At 68.3% G+C, this 20,737-nt stretch carries 13 protein-coding genes and 1 pseudogene; 4 read left to right on the forward strand and 10 right to left on the reverse strand.

Annotated elements, in window-relative coordinates; genetic code table 11:
* The 3 genes from ACZ5XZ_RS38525 to ACZ5XZ_RS38535 form a co-directional block, all read right to left on the reverse strand.
* Positions 1-4,886, reverse strand: a 4,886-nt coding sequence (locus ACZ5XZ_RS38525; RefSeq protein ID WP_468987061.1) for a DNA repair ATPase, incomplete at its 3' end; no start/stop codon positions are given.
* A gap of 80 nt (positions 4,887-4,966) precedes the next feature.
* A complete protein-coding gene (locus tag ACZ5XZ_RS38530; RefSeq protein WP_468987064.1) occupies positions 4,967-7,012 on the reverse strand; it encodes a flotillin family protein in 2,046 nt (681 codons plus the stop codon).
* Positions 7,013-7,080: 68 nt separating this feature from the next.
* Positions 7,081-7,695, reverse strand: a complete 615-nt coding sequence (locus ACZ5XZ_RS38535) for a hypothetical protein (RefSeq protein ID WP_468987067.1) — start codon at positions 7,693-7,695, stop codon at positions 7,081-7,083.
* A gap of 247 nt (positions 7,696-7,942) precedes the next feature.
* Here ACZ5XZ_RS38535 and ACZ5XZ_RS38540 point away from each other — a divergent pair, with 247 nt between their 5' ends.
* Positions 7,943-9,001, forward strand: a complete 1,059-nt coding sequence (locus tag ACZ5XZ_RS38540) for a PucR family transcriptional regulator (RefSeq protein ID WP_468987069.1) — start codon at positions 7,943-7,945, stop codon at positions 8,999-9,001.
* A gap of 646 nt (positions 9,002-9,647) precedes the next feature.
* On the opposite strand, the gene ACZ5XZ_RS38545 is transcribed toward ACZ5XZ_RS38540, so the two are convergent.
* The 6 genes from ACZ5XZ_RS38545 to kdpF form a co-directional block, all read right to left on the reverse strand.
* A complete protein-coding gene (locus tag ACZ5XZ_RS38545; protein ID WP_430975287.1) occupies positions 9,648-12,194 on the reverse strand; it encodes a DUF4118 domain-containing protein in 2,547 nt (848 codons plus the stop codon).
* A gap of 49 nt (positions 12,195-12,243) precedes the next feature.
* On the reverse strand, positions 12,244-12,927 hold the full coding sequence (locus ACZ5XZ_RS38550) for a response regulator (RefSeq protein ID WP_468987072.1): 684 nt from the start codon (positions 12,925-12,927) through the stop codon (positions 12,244-12,246).
* 81 nt (positions 12,928-13,008) lie between these two features.
* Positions 13,009-13,620 carry a potassium-transporting ATPase subunit KdpC gene (kdpC, locus tag ACZ5XZ_RS38555; RefSeq protein WP_468987074.1) on the reverse strand — a complete coding sequence of 204 codons (612 nt, stop codon included), beginning with the start codon at positions 13,618-13,620 and terminating at the stop codon, positions 13,009-13,011.
* 5 nt (positions 13,621-13,625) lie between these two features.
* Positions 13,626-15,773: a potassium-transporting ATPase subunit KdpB gene (gene kdpB / locus ACZ5XZ_RS38560; RefSeq protein ID WP_468987077.1), complete on the reverse strand. Its 2,148-nt coding sequence runs from the start codon at positions 15,771-15,773 to the stop codon at positions 13,626-13,628.
* Entirely contained in the window at positions 15,770-17,434 is a 1,665-nt protein-coding gene (kdpA, locus tag ACZ5XZ_RS38565) for a potassium-transporting ATPase subunit KdpA (protein WP_468987079.1), read from the reverse strand. The genes kdpB and kdpA overlap by 4 nt, the downstream gene beginning before the upstream one ends.
* Positions 17,435-17,443: 9 nt before the next feature.
* Entirely contained in the window at positions 17,444-17,533 is a 90-nt protein-coding gene (kdpF, locus tag ACZ5XZ_RS38570; RefSeq protein ID WP_018542562.1) for a K(+)-transporting ATPase subunit F, read from the reverse strand.
* A gap of 213 nt (positions 17,534-17,746) precedes the next feature.
* Between kdpF and ACZ5XZ_RS38575 the strand changes: the two genes are divergently transcribed.
* The 3 genes and pseudogenes from ACZ5XZ_RS38575 to ACZ5XZ_RS38585 all read left to right on the forward strand — a co-directional run bounded on the left by ACZ5XZ_RS38575 (position 17,747) and on the right by ACZ5XZ_RS38585 (position 20,051).
* On the forward strand, positions 17,747-18,049 hold the full coding sequence (locus tag ACZ5XZ_RS38575; protein WP_430980223.1) for a nitroreductase family deazaflavin-dependent oxidoreductase: 303 nt from the start codon (positions 17,747-17,749) through the stop codon (positions 18,047-18,049).
* A gap of 353 nt (positions 18,050-18,402) precedes the next feature.
* Positions 18,403-18,989: pseudogene (locus ACZ5XZ_RS38580) on the forward strand (chloride channel protein); the annotation flags it as partial.
* A gap of 699 nt (positions 18,990-19,688) precedes the next feature.
* On the forward strand, positions 19,689-20,051 hold the full coding sequence (locus ACZ5XZ_RS38585) for an SPW repeat protein (protein WP_468987081.1): 363 nt from the start codon (positions 19,689-19,691) through the stop codon (positions 20,049-20,051).
* Positions 20,052-20,350: 299 nt separating this feature from the next.
* Here the strand turns inward: ACZ5XZ_RS38585 and ACZ5XZ_RS38590 are convergent, their stop codons facing one another.
* Positions 20,351-20,641, reverse strand: a complete 291-nt coding sequence (locus tag ACZ5XZ_RS38590; protein WP_468987083.1) for a hypothetical protein — start codon at positions 20,639-20,641, stop codon at positions 20,351-20,353.
* Positions 20,642-20,737 lie beyond the last annotated feature (96 nt).

A 20,737-nucleotide genomic window follows, 5' to 3' on the forward strand; every position in this document is an offset into this window, starting at 1 on the left:
CACTCACTCCACGGTCTCACTGCCTGCCGTGCGATGGGGTTGGCCACGAGGTGACGGGGGTCTGCGGCCCGAGCGATCGCGGATTCGACGGTGGCGAGACGGTCGGCGAGGAGCCCGAGGGCCGCGATGGCCCGGACGGCCGGGTCGTCCTCCGCTCCGCCGAGCTTCTGGGCGCGGACGTATGCGGACTTCAGCTCTGCCCAGCGGGCGGCCTGTTCGGGGGTGAGGGTGCCACGCAGTTCGGAGAGTTTGAGGAGGTTGGCCTCGGCGCCGGTGGTGAGGGTCTGTGCCTCGGCCGTGTAGTGGTCGTCGATGACGGCCGCGAGTTCGCCCTCGTTCATGACAGGCTGGATGCGTTGGGCGATCTTGGTCATGTTGCGGTAGGAGCCCTGGAGTTGGAAGGGCGGTTCGGTGCGGGTGGCATCGTGCTGAGCTGCGGAGGCGATATAGGTGTCGTTGACCGCGAGGACGGTGGCGCGGGCGGTGAGCAGGTGGCGCAGCACGGCCGTGATGCGGTCCAGTTCGGCGGGGGTGTAGGGGTGTGTGAGCTGGTCGGCGCGGGCGGTGGGGTCGTCGGTGGCGAGTCGGACGAGGGTGTCGAGGACGCCGCGGTCGCGGCCGGCGAGCGGGGCGAGGACCGGGTTGGCTGTGAGCGTGTTCTCGATGAAGCTCAGCGCGAAGACGTCCTCCTTGCCGGTCAGGACGTCGCCCAGGTTCCAGACGTCGGCGCGGTTGGCCAGCATGTCGGGAACCCGGAAGCGGCTGCCGGACTCGGTGTAGGGGTTGCCGGCCATGCAGACGGCGAAGCGCTTTCCGCGCAGGTCGTAGGTGTGTGGCTCGCCGTCCCACACCCCGTCGATGCGGCGGGTGGCGTCGCACAGCGGGATGAACTTCTGGAGCAACTCGGGTGAGGTGTGCTGGATGTCGTCCAGGTAGAGCAGCGTGTTGTTGCCCGCCGCGAGGGCGAAGTTGATCCTTTCGACCTCCTGGCGGGCAGTGGCGTTCAGGGCCTCGGCCGGATCCAGCGAGGTCACGGTGTGTCCGAGGGCCGGTCCGTTGATCTTGACTAGGACGAGGCCGAGGCGGTCGGCGACGTACTCCATGAGCGTCGTCTTGCCGTATCCGGGCGGGGAGATGAGCAGCAGCAATCCGCCGGTGTCGGTGAGCTTGGCCTCGCCCGTGGTGCCAAGCTGTTTGGCGAGGTTGTCGCCGATGAGGGGCAGGTACACCTCGTCGATGAGCCGGTTGCGGACGAAGGACGACATCACCCGGGGCCGGTAGGAGTCCAGGTGGAGCCGGGAGCGCTCGGCGGCCACCAGGGCGGTGCGCTGCCGCTGGTAGGCGCGGTGCCCGGGGACGTCGTGGGCACGGAAGTTCCGGGTGCGGGCGAGGAGTTCATCGATCCGGATCGTGAGCGCGCGGCCGGTGATCCGGGGATGGCTGCCGAGCAGACCGTCGACGGTCTCGGCCAGTGGTGCGTCCGACGCGTAGCGCGTGAGGCCCGGGCACAGCTCCGCGGCCACGGCCTCGGCCAGGTCTCCGGCCGTGACGTCCGTGCCAGTGGAGGCGGCGTACGACGAGAGCCACGCCTCAACGAGCTGTTGGCGGGCGGCCAGGTCACCAAGTGCGGCGAGGTCCTCGTCGTACGCCGGCATCCCCACCGCGCGGCGGAACTTGTCGAGCAGCGTGCGGGCGCCTGCGCTGATGACGAAGCCGTCAGGGCCACTGGTCAGCTCCTCGAAAAGGTACGCGGCGGCAGCGGTGGAGGCGCTGTCTGTGCCGCCCCACGCGGTGATCGCCGTCGCCAGTTCTCTCTCGATGTCGGCGATCGCCGGGGCAAGCCCGAAGGTCTCCCGAGCACGGGCGAGTGACACCGCGCGGCGGGTCCATGCCGTGCGCTCGTCGGCGGTCGTGCCGTGGGACCAGAAGAGCTGGGCGACGGCCCGCGCCGTGGGCTCGTGCCGCAGGAGGCCCGCGCCGTCGTACAAGCGGAGCAACGTGGCGAGGACCGCGGTGGCGTCGTGGTCGTGGACGCCGCGCTCGTATCCCTCGTCGTACGCCTCCTCTGCGGCCTTCCGTACGAGGGTAGGCAGGTCGGCCGCCGCGAGGGCTTCCGGGCCGTGTTCGTCCAGGAGCCGGGCGGCGAGGTGTTCGGCGCGGTAGACCTCCGGCGACTCAGAGGGCAGGAGCCGGCCCCAATACGGGCGGGTGGCGGCGAAGTCCGGGTCGGTGACCGGGGAGCGGTAGTCGGTGCCGGCCAGGGCGAAGGCGAGACCGTCCCCATGAGGGACCAGCGTGAGGTCGAGGGGCTGGGCGTTGACTGCGAAGCGGTGGTGGCCCAGGCGGATGGTCCGGCCGTCGTCTGCGTAGAGGTCGGTGCGGTCGCGCAGGGCGCGGGATGCCTCCTGGCGAGTTGCCTTCAGGCGCCCTTCCAGCTCCTCGGCCCGTACCTGGTCGCCGAGTTCGCGCAGTTCCTCCGCTATGCCGCGGACCTTCGCGACCATCGGATCGGAGGCGAAGTACGTGGCAACCGCGTCGGCGTCGGCGAGCGTGGCGGCTCGCCGGGCCACGGTCTCCAGGACCCGGGCCGCCGAGGCCGCGAGCTGTTCGGCCCGCCGGGAACAGGCGTCGGCGAGGGTCTGCTTGCGCGCGGAGAACGCCTCATAGACCTCGGTGCGCTTGTCCGTCAGCTCGCCGACGAAGTCCTCGAACTCCGTGAACCGGGACTCCAGGTCCTCCAGCCGTACGAGCATGCGCGCCAGCTGCTTGTCGCACCTCTCCGGCGTGTCCGCGGCGGCGAGGGCGCCGGTGACCGCCTGCCCCAGCAGGGCGAATTCGGCGGCGAACTCGGCACGGCCTTCGCGATCGAGGAGTTCGCGACGGTGGGCATCGAGCGTGGCGCGAGCCCGGTTGGCGCCGCCGAGCACCTCGGCGATCCGCTCCAGGATGGTCGTACGCACCGTGGCGTCGCCGACGTCCAGCCCGGCGACGACCTCGGTCACCGTGGACAGGCCGTCGGCGAGTTCGTCGAGGCGGGCGGCGAGGGGCGCGGCCTCGGCGACGGTGGCGACCGCCTCGGCGTCCGTGACGAGTTGCTCGATGGCGGCGTGGTGGTCGGCGAAGGCGTCCTCGCGGGAGAGGTGGGCGACGGCCCGCTGGCCGAAGGAGGCGAGGTCGGCGTCGATGTCGGCGGCCAGCTCGTCGATGCGGGCGGTGTCCGCGTACCGCATGTCCTTGAGCGTAAGCAGGTGCCCCTGGGCGTGACGGAGTTCGGTAAGGCCACTCACCCAAGCGGCAGCGCTGCGCGGGGTCTCGCCGCGCAGCCTGCGCACGACCCCCGCCACACGCACAGCGGCCTCGCCGAGCGCGTCAGCCGCCTGCCGGGTAAGCTCCTGGGTGGTCTCGAACTCGCTCAGCACCTGCTCGGCAGTGACCCGTACCTGCTCCAACGGGCCCAGTAGATCGCCGAATTCGGCCTCGCCCAGCCAGTGGTAGGAGTCGACGGCCCGAACGCAGGCAGCTGACAGTGCCTCGTACACCTCGGCCGTCGGGGTGGTCTCGGCGACGGCACGGGTGATGGACAGGCAGTCGGAGACACCGCGGACGAGATCGGCGTTGCCGACGCGGGCGAGCGGAGTGGTGCCGACGGGCTGGGCGGCGGCGTAGGTGTCGGAGACGTATGGGGAGTTCCACAGCTGGAGCGGGTGGACGCGCTGCGGCTCGGCGGTGCCGGCGCGCAGCACCATCAGCGTGCCATCGTCGAACACGGCCCAGCCGTGGCAGGACAGCGGGGTCGCGACCTCCTTGCGGATCATGTTGTATGGCAGCAGGAGGCTGCGGCCCGGCACACGCGCGTGGAACGCGAAAAGCACATCCTCGCCGTTGGGCGAGCGGACCACCCGCTCGAATTCGAGGTCGGCGGTGTCGGTACCATCGAAGGTCTTGTGCGTGCCGGTGGCCAGGCAGTAGCCGCCGGGGAAGACGATGCCCTGATCCTCGGGCAGGCGGCGGCATGCCTGTCCGATGCCGTCGAGGCGGACGACGGTCCTGGTGAGGGTGTTGAACACCAGGTACCGGTCGGTGTCCTCCTTGTAGGGGCGGATCCGTATCAGGATCAGGGCGCCCACGCGCGCGCGTGCGATGTCCGCGTCGGCGAGGGACTGCAGCGGCTCGTCGACGGGCTCGGCATGGATCCCCTCCCCCGTCTCGGTGTCGTCCTCCACCTTGACGGTGAGGGTGCCGCCCACCGTCGCGACGAACACCTCGCCCCCGATGGACACATGCGGGTGGCGTCCCAGGACGTGGTCCTCGCGAGTCGCCACCGTCCACGCGAAGTCGTGGGAGGGCGGGAAGACGTGGTCGCGGTCGCCTCGCGCGTCGAGGTAGCTGACACGGCCGTCGTCGGACAGCGCCCAGCGAAGGACACGGATGTCCTCGGCCTTCTCTCCCGTCTGGAAGACGGCCAGCACCTTGTCGTCCACTCGGCGCAGTTGCAACAGGTGGGCCTGGCGGTAGTAGCGGTAGAGGGCCGCGAGCTCCCGGATGAAGGCGGGGTCGTCGAGGAGGCCGGGCACGGCGTCGTCGGGCAGGCGGTTGAGGTCGCGGTCGTGCAACGCGAAGACGTCACCGACGGTCGTCTCCGGGTTGGTGCCGAGGAAGCCGTTGTAGCCGAAGAGCAACACGTCACCGACCGCGACAATGTCGCGAGGCACGCAGTTGTGCTCGGTGCGCAGCCGCTCGGTACCGGCCAGTTCGACCCGGGTCGAGCCGAATTCCTCTGTGCGGCGGGCGTTGAGCGCCTCGGCGCGGCTGGCGAGTTCGGCGGCCTGCGCGGTGAACCGGTCGCGCAGCACCTCGTACGTACCGGTGTCGGGGCCGGTGGTCATGGAATCCCTCTCAGGAAGTCAGAAAGAAACGCGGTCCGGAGCTGCCGTCCCCTGTGCGGCAGCTCCAGACCGTGGGCCGGTCAGACCGCGGCAGTGCCGTTCAGGGCGGCCAGCGGGGTGTCCGCGAGACCCAGCTCGCCCGCCTTGTCCAGCAGTTGCTGGAGCTGACCGGAGTTCGCGTCACCGGTCTGCATCAGCTTCATTAGCAGGGCGGAGACGGTCAGGTTCTGTACGTCGGCCGTCGAGACCGAGCCGAGGATGCGGCTGATGTCGTCGGTGAAGCTCGACGAGCCGTCCAGCCAGGGCTTGGCCAGTGCCTGCGCGGTCTCGGAGTGCTGGACGAAGCCGTCGACGCCCTTGCCGAGCGCGATGGAGGACACCAGCCGGTCGAAGAACACCGACTCGCCGCCGACAATGTTGATGTCGGCGTTCTCCAGACCGGTCGCCAGCACCGTGGCCTGTGCCTCGGCGACCTGCCGCTGGACGTCGAGGCCGGCCAGGCGGATGTCCTTCTCGGCCTCAAGACGCAGCCGGTACTCCTCATGTCCGCGGGAAGCGTCGTCGAGGGCAGCCATCGCGGCGGCCTTCTCGGTCAGGCCGGCCGCCTCCGCCTTCAGCTTGCTGCCGATCGCCTCGGCGTCCGCGAGCGCCTTCGCCCGTACGCCCTCGGCCTCGGCACGCAGCTGTGCCTCGGTGGCCTCCGCCTCGGCGCGGCCCGCCTTCTCGATGACGTCGGCCTCCTTGTCGCGGACCTGTACGGCCGCGAGTCCTTCCGCCGCCGCCTCAGCCTGGATACCCTCGGCGAGCCGTACCTTGGCCTGTGCGTCGAGGTCGGCGGACTTCAACCTGGCCTCGGCCAGGGTCAGTTCCTCCGCCGCCCGGTGGGTGGCGGCCTGCTCGGCGGCCTCCGCGGCCTTGATGTCCTTGACCAGCTTCTCCTGCGCCTCCGCCTCGGCAGCGATGATGACGGCCTGCCGGCCGCGTTCCGCCTCCTCCACGGCCCGCAGCTTCTTGATGGACTCCTCCTGCTCGGCGACCGTACGGTCCACCGCGACGCGCTCCCGGATGACCTCGGCGATCTCGCGCTTCTCCGCTTCGACCTCCTTCTCGGCGGAGATCCGCGTCAGCTGCGTCTCCCGCTCCCGGGCGATGACCTCCAGCAGCCGGTCCTTCTCGATGCGCTCGTTCTCGATGGCGATGACCCGCTCACGGTTCTTCTCGGCGACCGCGACCTCACGGGCCTGGTTCTCACGCTGCACGCCGAGCCTCTCCTCGGTGGTCAGGAACGCGGTCTGCGCCCGCAGCCGCTCCTCCTCGACCACCCGTGCCGTCTCGGCCTCCTCACGGGCCCGCGCGGTGTCGATCTCCCGCTTCTGCTTGATCTCGGCATCCGCCTGCCGGCGCTGCAGTTCGAGGATGGCCTCCCGGGCGTCGACGTTCTGCCGGGTGATCTCCTTCTCCTCTGTGCGCTGGAACTCGTTGGTGCGCAGGTGCTCGACCGTGGTCAGCTCAGTGATCTTCCGGATGCCCTGGGCGTCGAGGACGTTGTGCGGGTCGAGCTGACTCAGCGGCGTCTGCTCCAGATAGTCGATCGCCGCGTCCTCCAAGTGGTAGCCGCTCAGGTCGACGCCGATGAGCTCGATGATCTTGTAGCGCAGCTCCTCGCGCTTGGTGTAGAGGTCGGTGAAGTCCAGCTGCTTGCCCACCGTCTTGAGCGCCTCGGAGAACTTCGCGTGGAACAGCTCCTGGAGCGTGTTCTGGTCGCTGGCCCGCTGCGTGCCGACGGCTTGCGCGACCTTGATGACGTCCTCGACGGTCTTGTTGACCTTCACGAAGAACGAAATGCAGATGTCCGCGCGAATGTTGTCCCGGCAGATCAGCCCGTCCTTGCCGGCCCGGGTGATCTCGATGGCCTTCACCGAGATGTCCATCACCTCGGCCTTGTGCAGCACCGGCAGCACGACCTGCCCGGTGAAGGTCACATCGACCTTGCGCATCTTGGAGACGATCAGCGCCTTGCCCTGCTCCACCTTGCGGAACAGACGGGAGAACACGAGGCCCAAGGCCAGGGCGATGAGCAGGGCAACGGCTATGAGCACACCGATGCCCACGGTGATGGCATCCATAAGAAACGTCCTTGAAGCGAGAGGTGGAGAAGCGGAAGCGTGAAGAGGGTGCGCGCCGGTCCGGGGACTCAGGCGGCGTTGCGGCGCGGATCGCGCGCCGCGTCGTATGGCGTGCCCCACAAGAACTCGCCGGTGCCGTCAGAGGCGCGCAACAGCCCGGTACTGCCGTACGTCAGGGGCTCGGCGCCAGGCTGGCGGATCCGGATCAGTGCGGTGGAGTCGTCCTGGGCCGTGGCCCCGGCCTGACCGGACCCCGCGTCCACCCGCCCGGTGCGAAAGGTGCAGGTAGGACCGTTGAGATCCGCCCCGGACGGCCTGGGTTCATCAGGCAAGAGGCGATGCAACGGCGGTACGAGCACCCGCGTCACGCGCCACGCGACCAACACCGCCGCGGCCAGCACGGCCAAGCGCACGACCGCCCGGCCCATGCCCGGCCCAACGAGGGGATCCAGCAGAACGGTCGCGACGATGCTCACGCACCAAGCGAGCACCGTCATGATAGAGAACGTGACCGAGACCGGAATCCCGCCCATGCCCCAGGCATCGGTGTCCACATCCGCATCGAAGCTTCCGGAGTCGGTCACGCCGGAGGCGACCAGCAGCCAGAAGATCACGGCCACGGTGAGGGCGGTGGTGAACATGAGGGTGGGAAAGCCTGCGGCCGCCGCGAGCAACGCCCCCATGGCACCCTCCCCGTTCGTCCTGTCCGGTCTGCGCCCCGCCCTGTGCGGCAGCAGGGGGAGACGGTCCCGCGGTATCCCATGCCTGCCGGTATCCGGCATCGGGACCGTCCCATGTGCTCCCCCACGACCATCCTGCCCCCGCCCACACCCCACCCGCATTGCCGGTTTCCGGCAGTATTTATTAGGGTCTTCATGCCAGGTTGCCGCTAAGAAGGCGTCACCGGCGCGTCAAAAAACCGGGGGACATATGGCGGAGAACGAGATATCCAAGGACTATCTGGCGGGCTACACACAGCTCCTGGCCGACGTCTCGGCCACCGGCCGCCGGCTGACCCGCGACGAGATCACGTCCCGCCGCTCCCTCGGCGAGCAGGCGGCCGAAGCCGGCCTCGGCCTGCGCGCCCTCGTCAGCGGACATCTCACCGCCACCCGCGCCGCCTGGCCCCACTCCCCCACCTCGACGGACAGCGTGCTCGCCGCCATGCAGCAGGCCATCGACGCCTTCGCTGAAGGCTACGAGCGGGCCCAGCGGCTAGCCGTACGCCAGGAGGAGGCCGCGCGACGCGAGTTCATCGACGATCTCCTCTACGGCCGCAGCGACCTGGGCCGCCTCGCCGAGCGCGCCGAACGCTTCGGGCTGCGTCTCTCCCACGCCCACGCCGTCGCCGTTGCCCAGGGACCGGTCGCCTACGACGAGGGCGACACCGTGCCACGACAGGTCGAGCAGTCCCTCATCGCCCGCTTCGGCGACCGCAGCGTCCTGCTCACCACCAAGGACGGCCGCATGCTCTGCATCGCGCCTGGAGACCAGGACGAGATCCTCCTCCACTTCGCCAAGCAGGCGTACGCGGCCACGGACGGCGGCCGGGTCGCCATCGGCCGTCCCCAACCCGGCCCCGGCGGAGTGGTCCAGTCCTACGAGGAAGCCCTCAACACCCTCGACCTCGCCCACCGCATGGAGCTCGACGACCCCGTACTGCGCGCCGCAGACCTGCTCGTCTACCCCGTCCTCACCCGCGACCGGCAGGCCATGGCCGACCTGGTCCAGAGCGCCCTCGGCTCCCTCACCACGGCCCGCGGCGGACCCCAGCCCCTCCTGGACACCCTCACCACCTACTTCAACTCCGGCTGCGTCGCCGCAGAAGCCGCCCGCCGGCTCTCCCTGAGCGTGCGCGCACTGACCTACCGCCTGGAACGCATCCACACCCTGACCGGCGCCAACCCCACCGACCCCGACCACCGCTACATGCTCCAGACCGCGGTGATCGGCGCCCGGCTGCTCGACTGGCCGGCCAAGGCGCTGTGACGCCCGGCCAGGCAGGCTCGCTGGCTTCCTCATTGCATGTCGCGGTCTCTCGGAAGTCGGACGGCCTTGAGTTCCATGGCCGCGGACGTGTGCCTTCCAGCGAGCGCCACACGCAGCGGTTGGTACCAGGCCAGGGTGGCGTTCAAGATGCCGCGCTGGGGCGCAGTTGCCCGACAGCGTCCGGGACCCACCTGTCGGCCCATGGTTTCGACGAAGTGAGCCGCGACGCCCTGCACCGCAGCCGGCTCCACTTCGACTCCGTGGGTCAGCAGCACGGCACTCGCCTGCGTCACGAGGGTCTTGAACGGGAGGATGACCATTGGATCTGCCGCGGTCCCAGCCTAAAAGCGGGCATCGGAGCGTTTCCACAAAACTGGCTTGATCGCCAAGACTCCTCGCCAGGCCGTTCGGCGACGCTTTGGCAGTTTCCCTCGCACACCTTTCTGCGCAAGCTCTGCGCTCATGAACTCCCCTGGCGCTCCCCTGGTCGCCCCCCCGGTGATGCTCCAGACCCGGACGGCCACCGAAACTCGCTGTTCAAGCGCCTCTTGTCTGGAACGAACAACGACATTACGAGGCCCGCTCTGCATGACGTCAGGCTCTGTCCTCTTCGGATGTACGGGGACCCACTATCACTGAAGGCTGGTCACGAGGTGGCTGCGGCCGGAAGGCCAGGCTGAGGTAGCTGGCGACCCGATGCGGTGGGGACCGTGAGGACCATGGTCATGCCGCCGCCCGGGGTGTCCTCGGCGTCGAGGGTGCCTCCGATGGCCTCGGCGAAGCCGCGGGCGACTGCCAGGCCGAGGCCGACGCCGGCGCCACGAGGCGCATCACCGTAGCGTTGGAAGGGCGCGAAGATGCGGTCCTTGGCGTCGTTGGGAACGCCGGGGCCACGGTCGACGACGCGTATCTCGACGCGGTCACCAAGTGCGCTTGCATGAACGAGTACGGGTTCGTCGTCGGGACTGTACTTCACTGCGTTCTCGACGATGTTGGCCACCGATCGCTCCAGTAGACCCGGATCGACGGCGACCATCGGCAGTTCTTCGGGAATGTCGAGGACGACGCTGTTCTCGGGTACGCCGCCGAGTGCGATCGGGACCACCTCGTCAAGGTCGATCTCGCGGATGAGGGGCGTGACGGTGCCGGTCTGGACGCGGGACATGTCGAGGAGGTTGCCGACGAGGTGGTCGAGGCGGTCGGCGCCCTCCTCGATGCCGGCGAGGAGTTCGGCCTGGTCCTCGTCGGACCACTCGATGTCGTCGGAGCGCAGGGAGGTGACGGACGCCTTGATGCTGGCCAGAGGGGTGCGTAGGTCGTGGCTGACGGCCGCGAGCAGGGCGGTGCGGATGCGGTCACCCTCGGCCAGTTTGCGGGCGTGGTCGGCCTGGGTCTGCAGGCGCTGGCGGTCGAGGACGACGGCGGCCTGCGCCGCGAAGGCCGCAAGGACACGACGGTCCTCGGCGGGCAGGACCCGGCCCGAGAGCGCGAGTGCCATGTGATCGCCGACGGGCATGTCGACGTCCGCGTCCTCGGGGCGTCCGGGCGGAGTGACGTCGCCCACCATGCCCGTGCAGGTCCAGGGAGCCGTCTCGGTCTCGCGCTCCAGAAGTGCCGCGGACTCCATGGCGAAGGTTTCGCGCATTCTTTCCAGGAGGGCATCCAGGCTCGTCTCGCCGCGCAGCACGCTGCCTGCCAGGAACGAGAGGATTTCCGACTCGGCGCGTAGGCGGGCCGCTTGGTGGGTGCGCCGGGCGGCGAGGTCGACGACGGAGGCGACCGAGACCGCCACCAGGACGAAGACTGCGAGGGCGAGGATGTTCTTGGGGTCCGCGATGGTGATGCGGTGCACCGGCGGTGTGAAGAACCAGTTCAGCAGCAGAGAGCCGAACGCGGCTGACGCCAGCCCTGGAACGAATCCACCGAGCAGCGCCGCCGCCACGGTCAGCGTCAGGAACAGCAACATGTCGTTGGCGAGACCGAGATTCGCGTCGACATTCGTCAGCAGCAGCGTCAGCAGCGCCGGCCCCACAACGCCGGCCAGCCAACCCCAGATGATCCGGGACCGCCCCAGCCGGGTGCCCCGGGCAACGGGCAGTCCACGGCCCTTGGCGACCTCCTCGTGGGTGACAATGTGGACGTCGAGGTCGGGTCCGGAGTCGCGGGCGACGGTCGCGCCGACGCCGGGGCCGAAGATGTACTGCCACGCCTTGCGGCGGGAGGAGCCCAGCACGATCTGGGTGGCGTTCACGCCCCGGGCGAATTCGAGGAGCGCGGAGGGGATGTCCTCCCCCATCACGTGGTGGAACGTTCCGCCCAGGTCCTCGACGAGGGTGCGCTGGACGGCGAGTTCCTTGGGCGAACCAGAGGCCAGTCCGTCGCTGCGGGCGATGTAGACGGCGAGCACTTCACCGCCGGCGCCCTTCTCGGCGAGGCGGGCGGCGCGCCGGATGAGCGTCCGGCCCTCGCTCCCGCCGGTCAGACCGACGACGATGCGTTCACGCGAGCCCCAGATCTTCGAGACCCGGTGTTCGCTGCGGTACTCCTGGAGGTACTCGTCGACCCGGTCCGCCACCCACAGCAGCGCCAGCTCACGCAGCGCGGTGAGATTGCCCGGCCGGAAGTAGTTCGAGAGCGCCGCATCGACCTTGTCGGGCTTGTAGATGTTGCCGTGCGCCATCCGGCGACGCAGCGCGTGCGGCGACATATCGACCAGCTCGATCTGGTCGGCACGGCGCACCACCTCATCCGGAACGGTCTCCTTCTGCCGCACCCTGGTGATCGACTCGACGACATCCCCGAGCGACTCGAGGTGCTGAATGTTCACCGTCGAGATCACATGGATCCCGGCCTCCAGCAGCTCCTCGACGTCCTGCCAGCGCTTGGTGTTGCGCGAGCCGGGGATGTTGCTGTGCGCCAGCTCGTCCACGATTGCCACGGCCGGCCTGCGTTCCAGGATCGCGTCCACGTCCATCTCGGTGAAGACCGAGCCGCGGTACTGCAGCTCCTGGCGCTGAATCTGCTCCAGACCGTGCAGCATCACCTCGGTCCGCGGCCGGCCGTGGTGCTCCACGAAGGCCACCACGCAGTCCGTTCCCCGCTCTACACGCCGGTGCGCCTCGGACAGCATCGCGTACGTCTTGCCGACACCCGGTGCCGCGCCGAGATATATCCGAAGTTTGCCGCGTCCCACGTGGTTCCGATCTTCGTGTCTGCTGGTCAGGGCGCTGAGCCCCGAATGATCACGCTTCGAAGCGATAGCCCATTCCTGGGGCGGTGAAGAAGTGCCGGGGATGCGCCGGATCGGCCTCCAGTTTGCGCCTCAGCTGAGCCATGTAAACACGGAGGTAGTTGGTCTGCGTGCTGTAGGAGGGGCCCCAGACTTCTTGGAGCAGCTGCTGTCGCCCGACGACTCGCCCGCTGTGGCGCACGAGCACCTCCACCAGATGCCACTCCGTGGGGGTGAGCCTGACGTCACGCCCCTGCCGCCGTGCCTTCTTGGCCAGCAGATCGAGCGTGAAGTCCTTGGTCTCGATGACCGCGGAATCACGGGACGCACTGGCTGTCTCGGTCCTGCGGGTTGCGGCGCGCAGCCGGGCCAGCAGTTCGTCCATGCTGAACGGTTTGGTGATGAAATCGTCGGCCCCCGCGTCGAGCGCGGCGACCTCCTCGTCGGAGGTCCGGCGGGCGGAGACCACCAGGATCGATGCCCGGCTCCACCCCCGCAGCTCCTTGATCACATTGATGCCGTCCATGTCAGGCAGCCCGAGGCCGAGCAGGACGACGTCCGGTGGGTGCGTGGCGGCAAGGCGCAGGGCGTGTGCGCCGTCGGGTGCGGTGTGCACCTCGTAGCGGCGCGCCTTCAGATTGATCTCAAGAGCCCGTACGAGCGGTGGTTCGTCCTCGACCACCAGCACCCGGGTCATTGGTGTCACCCTTCTGTTGTGTCTGATGACTGCGACATCGCGGGTGGCTGGCGCAAACCCGGCCACCCGCGACACGGTCACTCACTTCTTGGCGAGTTCCTTGATCGCGATGTTGAGCTTCAGGACGTTCACCGAGGGCTCGCCGAGGAAGCCTGCGGTACGGCCCGCGGTGTTGGCCTTCACCAGCTTCTCGACCTGCGCAACGCTCAGCCCGCTGTGCTGGGCCACCCGCTTGACCTGGATCTCCGCGTAGTCGACAGAGATGCCGGGGTCGATGGCGGAGGCCGAACCGGTCACCGCGTCCTTGGGAACCTCGGACTGCGGTACGCCGTTGAACTCGGCGACCTGCTTCTTCGCCGCCTTCACGTTCTTGACCAGCGTGGGGTCGCTGGCACCGAGCTGGCTGGAGCCGCTGCTCAGCGGGTCGTAGCTGCTGTTGGACGGGCGTCCCTGGAACCACTTGGGATCGGGCTTGTCCGTGCCCTTGAAGTTCCAGTTCTGGCCGATGAGCTCGGAGCCGACGACCTTGCCGTCGACCTTCACCTCGGAGCCGTTGGCCTTGTCGCGGAAGGCCGCCTGCGCAATGCCGGTCACGACCAGCGGGTAGAGGACGCCACACACGACCGTGAGGACCAGCAGGACGCGCAGCGAGGCCCACGCCAGGCGGAGCGTGCTGGTTACGGAGTTGTTCATGGCGGTCACCCGATTCCGGGGATGAGGGAGATGAGCAGGTCGATGATCTTGATGCCGATGAAAGGTGCGATCAGGCCGCCCAGCCCGTAGATACCGAGGTTGCGCCGCAGCATCTTGTCCGCACTCATCGGCCGGTACTGCACGCCCTTCAGCGCCAGCGGCACCAACGCGATGATGATCAGCGCATTGAAGATGACCGCCGACAGGATCGCGGACTCGGGCGAGACCAGGCCCATGATGTTGAGCTTGTCCAGGCCCGGATACGCCACCGAGAACATCGCTGGGATGATCGCGAAGTACTTCGCGACGTCGTTGGCGATGGAGAAGGTGGTCAGCGCACCGCGGGTGATCAGCAGCTGCTTGCCGATCTCGACGATCTCGATCAGCTTGGTCGGGTTGGAGTCCAGGTCCACCATGTTCCCGGCCTCCTTGGCGGCCGAGGTACCGGTGTTCATCGCCACGCCGACATCCGCCTGCGCGAGGGCCGGGGCGTCGTTCGTCCCGTCACCGGTCATCGCGACCAGCTTGCCGCCGGCCTGCTCCCGCTTGATCAGCGCCATCTTGTCCTCGGGCGTGGCCTCCGCGAGGAAGTCGTCCACGCCCGCCTCGTCGGCGATGGCCTTGGCCGTCAGCGGATTGTCACCCGTGATCATGACGGTCTTGATGCCCATGCGGCGCAGCTCGTCGAACCGCTCCCGCATGCCCTCCTTGACGACGTCCTTGAGGTAGATGACACCCAGGACTCGGGCGCCCTTCTCGTCCTCGACGGCCACCAGCAGCGGCGTACCGCCGGCCTCGGAGATCTGGTTGGCGAGCTGGTCGGTGTCGTCGGCCACCCGTCCGCCCTGCTCGGTGACCCATGCAATCACCGAGGCGGTCGCGCCCTTGCGGACCTTGCGGCCGACCCCGTCCTCGACGAGGTCGACACCGCTCATACGGGTCTGCGCCGTGAACGGCACCCACTCGGCGTCCACCAGCTCGCCCTGGTGGCGCTCGCGCAGACCGTACTTCTCCTTGGCAAGGATGACGATCGAGCGGCCCTCGGGGGTCTCGTCCGCGAGCGAGGAAAGCTGCGCGGCGTTCGCCACCTCGGCCTCGGTGGTGCCCTTGACCGGCACGAACTCGGCGGCCTGGCGGTTGCCGAGGGTGATAGTGCCGGTCTTGTCGAGCAGCAGCGTCGACACGTCACCCGCGGCCTCGACGGCACGGCCGGACATCGCCAGGACGTTGCGCTGGACCAGACGGTCCATGCCCGCGATGCCGATCGCCGAGAGCAGCGCACCGATGGTGGTGGGGATCAGGCAGACCAGCAACGCGGTCAGCACGATCATCGAGGTCTGCCCGTCGGCGCCCGCGTAGATCGCGAAGGGCTTCAGGGTGACGACGGCCAGCAGGAAGACGATGGTGAGGGACGCGAGAAGGATGTTCAGCGCGATCTCGTTGGGGGTCTTCTGCCGTGCGGCGCCCTCGACGAGGTTGATCATCCGGTCGATGAAGGTCTCGCCAGGCTTCGTCGTGATCTTGATGACGATGCGGTCGGAGAGCACCTTCGTACCGCCGGTCACGGCGGAGCGGTCGCCGCCGGACTCCCGGATGACCGGCGCCGATTCGCCCGTGATGGCGGACTCGTCGACGGAGGCGACACCCTCTACGACATCGCCATCGCCGGGGATGATGTCGCCGGCCTCGCAGACGACCAGGTCACCGATGCGCAGCTCCGTACCAGGTACCTCCTCCTCGGTGTCCCCGGTGAGGCGGCGCGCCACAGTGTCGGTCTTGGCCTTGCGCAGGGTGTCGGCCTGCGCCTTGCCGCGGCCCTCGGCGACCGCCTCCGCCAGGTTGGCGAAGATCACGGTCAGCCACAGCCAGGCGGCGATCGCCCAGCCGAACCAGTTGCCGGGATCCTTGACCGCCAGCGCGGTGGAGACCACCGAGCCGATCAGGACCACGAACATCACGGGGGACTTCACCATCACCCGCGGGTCGAGCTTGCGGAAGGCGTCCGGCAGCGACTTCAGCAACTGCTTGGGCTCGAAGAGACCCGCGCCGACCCGGCCCTCTTCCTTGTGGCCGGTCGGCACATCGCTGTGCGGTGCCCGCGTCGGGGTAGCGGTGGACATGTCGTCCTCGTGCTTCTTTGTCTCGATGGTCATGACGACAGCCCTTCAGCAAGCGGGCCAAGGGCCAGCGCCGGGAAGAAGGTCAGACCGGTGATGATCATGATCGTGCCGACCAGCAGCCCCGTGAAGAGCGGCTTCTCGGTACGCAGCGTGCCCGCGGTCTCCGGGACCGGCTTCTGCTCGGCCAGCGAACCGGCCAGGGCGAGCACGAACACCATCGGCAGGAACCGGCCGAGCAGCATGCACAGACCGATCGTGGTGTTGAAGAACGGCGTATTGGCACCGAAGCCCGCGAAGGCGGAACCGTTGTTGTTCGAGCCCGACGTGTAGGCGTACAGCACCTCGGAGAAGCCGTGCGCCCCGATGTTGGTCATCGCTTCCTTGCCGTCCGGCAGGGCGATGGCCACCGCCGTGCCGATCAGCACCAGCGCCGGGGTGATCAAGATGTAGCAGGCGGCGAGCTTGATCTCGCGGGTGCCGATCTTCTTGCCCAGGTACTCCGGCGTACGCCCGACCATCAGGCCGGCGATGAACACCGCGATGATCGCCATGATCAGCATGCCGTAGAGGCCCGAACCCACACCGCCCGGTGCAAGCTCGCCGAGCATCATGCCCAGCAGCAGCACACCCCCGGACAGGCCGCTGAACGAGTCGTGGAAGGAGTTGACCGACCCGGTCGACGTCATCGTCGTGGAGACGGAGAACAGCGAGGACGCGCCCTCGCCGAATCGCTGCTCCTTGCCCTCCATCGCGCCGCCCGCGAGGTGCGAGGCGGTGCCCGGGTGCGCGTACTCCAGCCAGGTCACGGCGATGACGGCGGTGAACCAGATGATGCCCATGGCCGCGACGATCGCGTAACCCTGCTTGATCGAACCCACCATCTTGCCGAAGGTCCGCGGCAGCGAGAACGGGATCACCAGGAGGAGGAAGATCTCCAGAAGGTTCGTGAAGCCGTTGGGGTTCTCGAAGGGATGGGCGGAGTTGGCGTTGAAGAACCCACCACCGTTGGTACCCAGGTCCTTGATCGCCTCCTGGGACGCCACCGCGCCAGGGCTCAGGGCCTGCTTGTCACCGGTGAGCGTGGTGATGTGGTGGATGTCGCCGAAGTTCTGGATCGCACCGCACGCCACCAGAATGATCGCGGCGATCACGGAGAGCGGGAGCAGAATGCGGACGGTGCCGCGCACCATGTCGGCCCAGAAGTTGCCCAGGTCACCGGTGCGGGAGCGGGCGAAGCCGCGCACCAGCGCCACGGCGACCGCGATGCCGACGGCGGCGGAGACGAAGTTCTGCACGGCCAGACCGGCGGTCTGGGTGACGTGGCTCATGGCCACCTCACCCGAATACGACTGCCAGTTGGTGTTGGAGACGAACGAGGCGGCCGTGTTGAACGCCTGGTCCGGGCTGATCGGCTTGAAGCCGAGCGACAGCGGCAGCTTGTCCTGTACGCGCTGGAGCACGTACAGGAAGAGCACGCTGACACCGCAGAATATGAGAACGCCGCGCAGGTACGCGGGCCAGCGCATCTCGGCGTCGGGGTTGGCGCCGACGCTGCGGTAGATCCACTTCTCTACGCGCAGGTGCTTCTTGGAGGAGTAGACGGCGGCCATGTAGTCGCCGAGCGGGCGGTGCACCAGGGCGAGCGCGCCGATGAGCGCGATGACCTGGAGCACATCAGCAAGAACGGGGCTCATATCTGTCGCTCAGAACCTCTCCGGGAACACAAGGGCGAGGACGAGATAGCCCAGCAGGGCGACGGCCACGATCAGGCCGATGAGGTTCTCGGCGGTCACAGCTTTGCCACCCCCTTGGCGACAAGGGCCACCAGCGCGAAGACCGCGATCGTGGTGACCACGAAGGCCACATCGGCCATCGTGAACTCCTGGGAAGAGGTTCGGTTGAACGGACCAGAAGAGCGAACCGCAAAGGTGGCTCGTTTTCGCCCCTCATTGACAGGGCCCTTACGGCCGTTAGCGCAACTTTGACGGCTCTCTAACACCTCCGGGATTGCCGACCACCCCGCCCCGGACACTTACGTGGTGGCGTCCGGCTTCGGCGATCGAGCCCAGTGGTTCCGCAACATCCAGACCGACCCGCTCGTCCGCGTGACCATCGGCACGCACCGTCCCGCACCGGCGGCCGCACGCGTGCTTCCGCAGAACGAGCCGGACGCGACACTGCACAACTACATCTCCCGGCACCCCTGCACTCGGGAGCGCTTCCAGTCCATCCTGGAGAACACCCTCGGCACCCCGATCGCCGAGCAGAACGCCCCGTTGCCGATGGCCGGACTCCACCTCGACCACTGACCCCGCCGGGCTTGTCCACTGACCAGAACACCGCGGCCGTCGCGGGCGCCTGAGCTCACGGCGACCGACACGGCAACCGGCGCACCCAGCGAACGCACCCTGCCCAAGGCGGCCAGGGGATGCCAAAGACGTCTGGCCCACGGAACAGCGCGCCACCGGACCAGGAAGGCGGCATGTAGCTGGCTGACCGACCCCAGGAGCACCCCGGTGAACGCGCCATGCGCATGACTGCCGACGACCGGCAGGTCTGCGCACCGGGTGACCTCGATCAGCACGGATACCAGATGTCCCTCGACACCCCGGGGATCGACGAGCACGCGCGGTTCATCCCCCGAATCTCCTCGCCCCCCGATGGTTTCCTGATCCTGCTCCTCACCGGCAAGATGCTGACGACCAGCCTGGCCATCGGCATCGGCAGCTCCGGCGGGGTCTTCACGCCCAGCCTGGCCATCGGTGCGATGCTCGACTCGGCCTACGGCGTCGGCGTCGGCGTCGACCACCTGCTGCCCGGAACGGGTCGGCGCGGTGGGCGCGTATGCCCTGATCGGCGTGGGTTCGGGGGGCGCCGGGACGGCCCGGGCGCCGATCACCACCGTGGCCCCCCTCTTCGAGCTGACCAGCGAGTACTCGGTCATCCTCTGGCTCATGCTGGCCATCGTCCTGGCCACCACCACAGCCACCTGCTCTCCCGCGACGCCGTCAAGCTTCGCCATCGCGGCATCAACCCCGAAGGCCCGCCACCGGGGCGGCGATCGGCGCCCAGGTCCTGGTCGGACAGCTCGCCGAGTCGCCCACACCGGTCACCGTCAATCAGCCCCTCGCACAGGCGCTGTACACCCTGCTGTCTACCGCCAGAACCGGGGTACCTACACTCGAACACAGAGCAGGCAAGCCGGTGGGGTGGCTGAGCGACCAGAGCGCGGTGCATGCGACCGCCTGAGCACCCGCGCACTTGCCCGTTCGCACCTCCTCACATCTATTGCATTATGCAAAAATGGATGGAGGGAACCTCGATGGACCCTCCAAGGACGTGCAACCGTGGATATGCAGCACGTCCAGCGTGCCTACTCATTCGTGTGCCTTGACTGCGGATACGGGCAGGAGGGCACGTACGACATCGGCGTGGCCGTGTCTGAGCATCGCCAAATCCTCGCCATCTACCACCTCGACGGCCGGCGCGCTCTCTCCGTTGCAGTCACCTCACTACCCCGCCTGCGAGGGCCGCAAGATCCGCATCATGCGACCAGGACTCGCGGCATCGGCTCGCCTGCATGAGAAGTGACGACGGTGGAGCCGCATCACGAGTCCAGGGCCCGACTGGAGGCGGTCGGCTGAATCAGTCCGGCCTTGACGGGCACGGCAGCCTGGCGATCACAGCCGACGCCAGCCGGCGAAGACGACCGCCACACACTGACCGGCGTTGCAACTCGCCATGATCGCCAGGCTCTTCACAACCTGGCAATCAACGGCTGAGCAGTCCGAGCCGACCGTAAGGAGCGGACGTGGCAGCCACGGCCAGCCCAACCCGAGCATTCTTTGCATAATGGAAAGGTCGTCATGCGAGAGGGGCTCGACTGCCATGTCGTACCCGCGTCACTCGGCTGCACCCGATTCGACCGGTATGGGGAACCGCCGCACGGTGGCGACCGCGAGCAGCCCTGCATTCGTCGACGGGGTCATGCTGGTGGCCGGCATCTACGCGGCGATCTCGCCCTGGGTGATCCACTTCGCCAGGACGAACCCATACCTCACGGCGAACAACCTAATCATGGGGCTTAGCGTCACCCTGCTCGCTCTCGCAACCCCTTTCGCGCCACAGCGGATGCGCCGATTCGCATGGACCCTGATGGTGCTCGGCGTCTGGCTCATTCTCTCCCCGACACTCGTGACAGCATCCCACAACGTGTCGCCCGGGATCGTGTGGAGCAACACGTGTACGGGCTACACCGTGTGCCTGCTCGGCCTGATCTCCGTGAACATGGCTTCCGGCACATCGGCGTAGGCACCACAGACCCCGACCGCGACATAGAGCACTGTGGCAATCGCTACCTAGGGCAATAGTGCTGAGGTGCAGCGTGTCCGTGCCTCCTGCCGTCCCACGCCGTTCGCACCGGGAGGGCACCACGCACATGTCGCGCCGCACCGTCGCGACAGCCTTCATGGGCGGCGCGCTGAGCCTGCCGCTGGCCGCCCTCCCCCACCCGAGCACGCTCGGGCTCCAGAACGTGTCCACCAACCAGGCACACGTGATCGCCGACACGCCCTCCAGCCCGCTCGCCGAGGCCAACCGTGACTTCGTCGTCAAGGTCCGCTCGCCAGGCTCCGGGAATTGCCCTCAAACGAGATGGCGCCCAAGAAGGGCATGTCCACGGCCGTGCACACCGCGGGCCAGTGCCTGGCCATCGGGCACGCCACGCTCGACGCCGCTTGCCACAGGATCGCACCGTCACACCGCAGCAGCAGCCGGGACACCCGTAGTCGTAGCCGAGCGGACCTTTTGGGCGGGAAGCTGTCGAAGTCCATCACCGAGCAGAAGCAGGGGGTGTGGACACCGAGCGCCGTCTGGCCGTCGTCGGCCGACGTCACCACCACGGACTTCACCCTGCCTGTTTCCGTCCCACCGCGCCCGCGGCGGCCTGCGGCGCCTGGAGCGCGAGGCAGACGCCGAGCAAGGCGGTAATCCTGACC

This window comes from Streptomyces sp. NPDC033270 (assembly GCF_055576575.1).

Coding starts and splice junctions, on each gene's coding strand:
- ACZ5XZ_RS38530 (WP_468987064.1), bottom strand. CDS start 7,012: ATGGATGCCATCACCGTGGGCATCGGTGTGCTCATAGCCGTTGCCCTG.
- ACZ5XZ_RS38535 (WP_468987067.1), bottom strand. CDS start 7,695: ATGGGGGCGTTGCTCGCGGCGGCCGCAGGCTTTCCCACCCTCATGTTC.
- ACZ5XZ_RS38540 (WP_468987069.1), top strand. CDS start 7,943: ATGGCGGAGAACGAGATATCCAAGGACTATCTGGCGGGCTACACACAG.
- ACZ5XZ_RS38550 (WP_468987072.1), bottom strand. CDS start 12,927: ATGACCCGGGTGCTGGTGGTCGAGGACGAACCACCGCTCGTACGGGCT.
- kdpC (WP_468987074.1), bottom strand. CDS start 13,620: ATGAACAACTCCGTAACCAGCACGCTCCGCCTGGCGTGGGCCTCGCTG.
- kdpB (WP_468987077.1), bottom strand. CDS start 15,773: ATGACCATCGAGACAAAGAAGCACGAGGACGACATGTCCACCGCTACC.
- kdpA (WP_468987079.1), bottom strand. CDS start 17,434: ATGAGCCCCGTTCTTGCTGATGTGCTCCAGGTCATCGCGCTCATCGGC.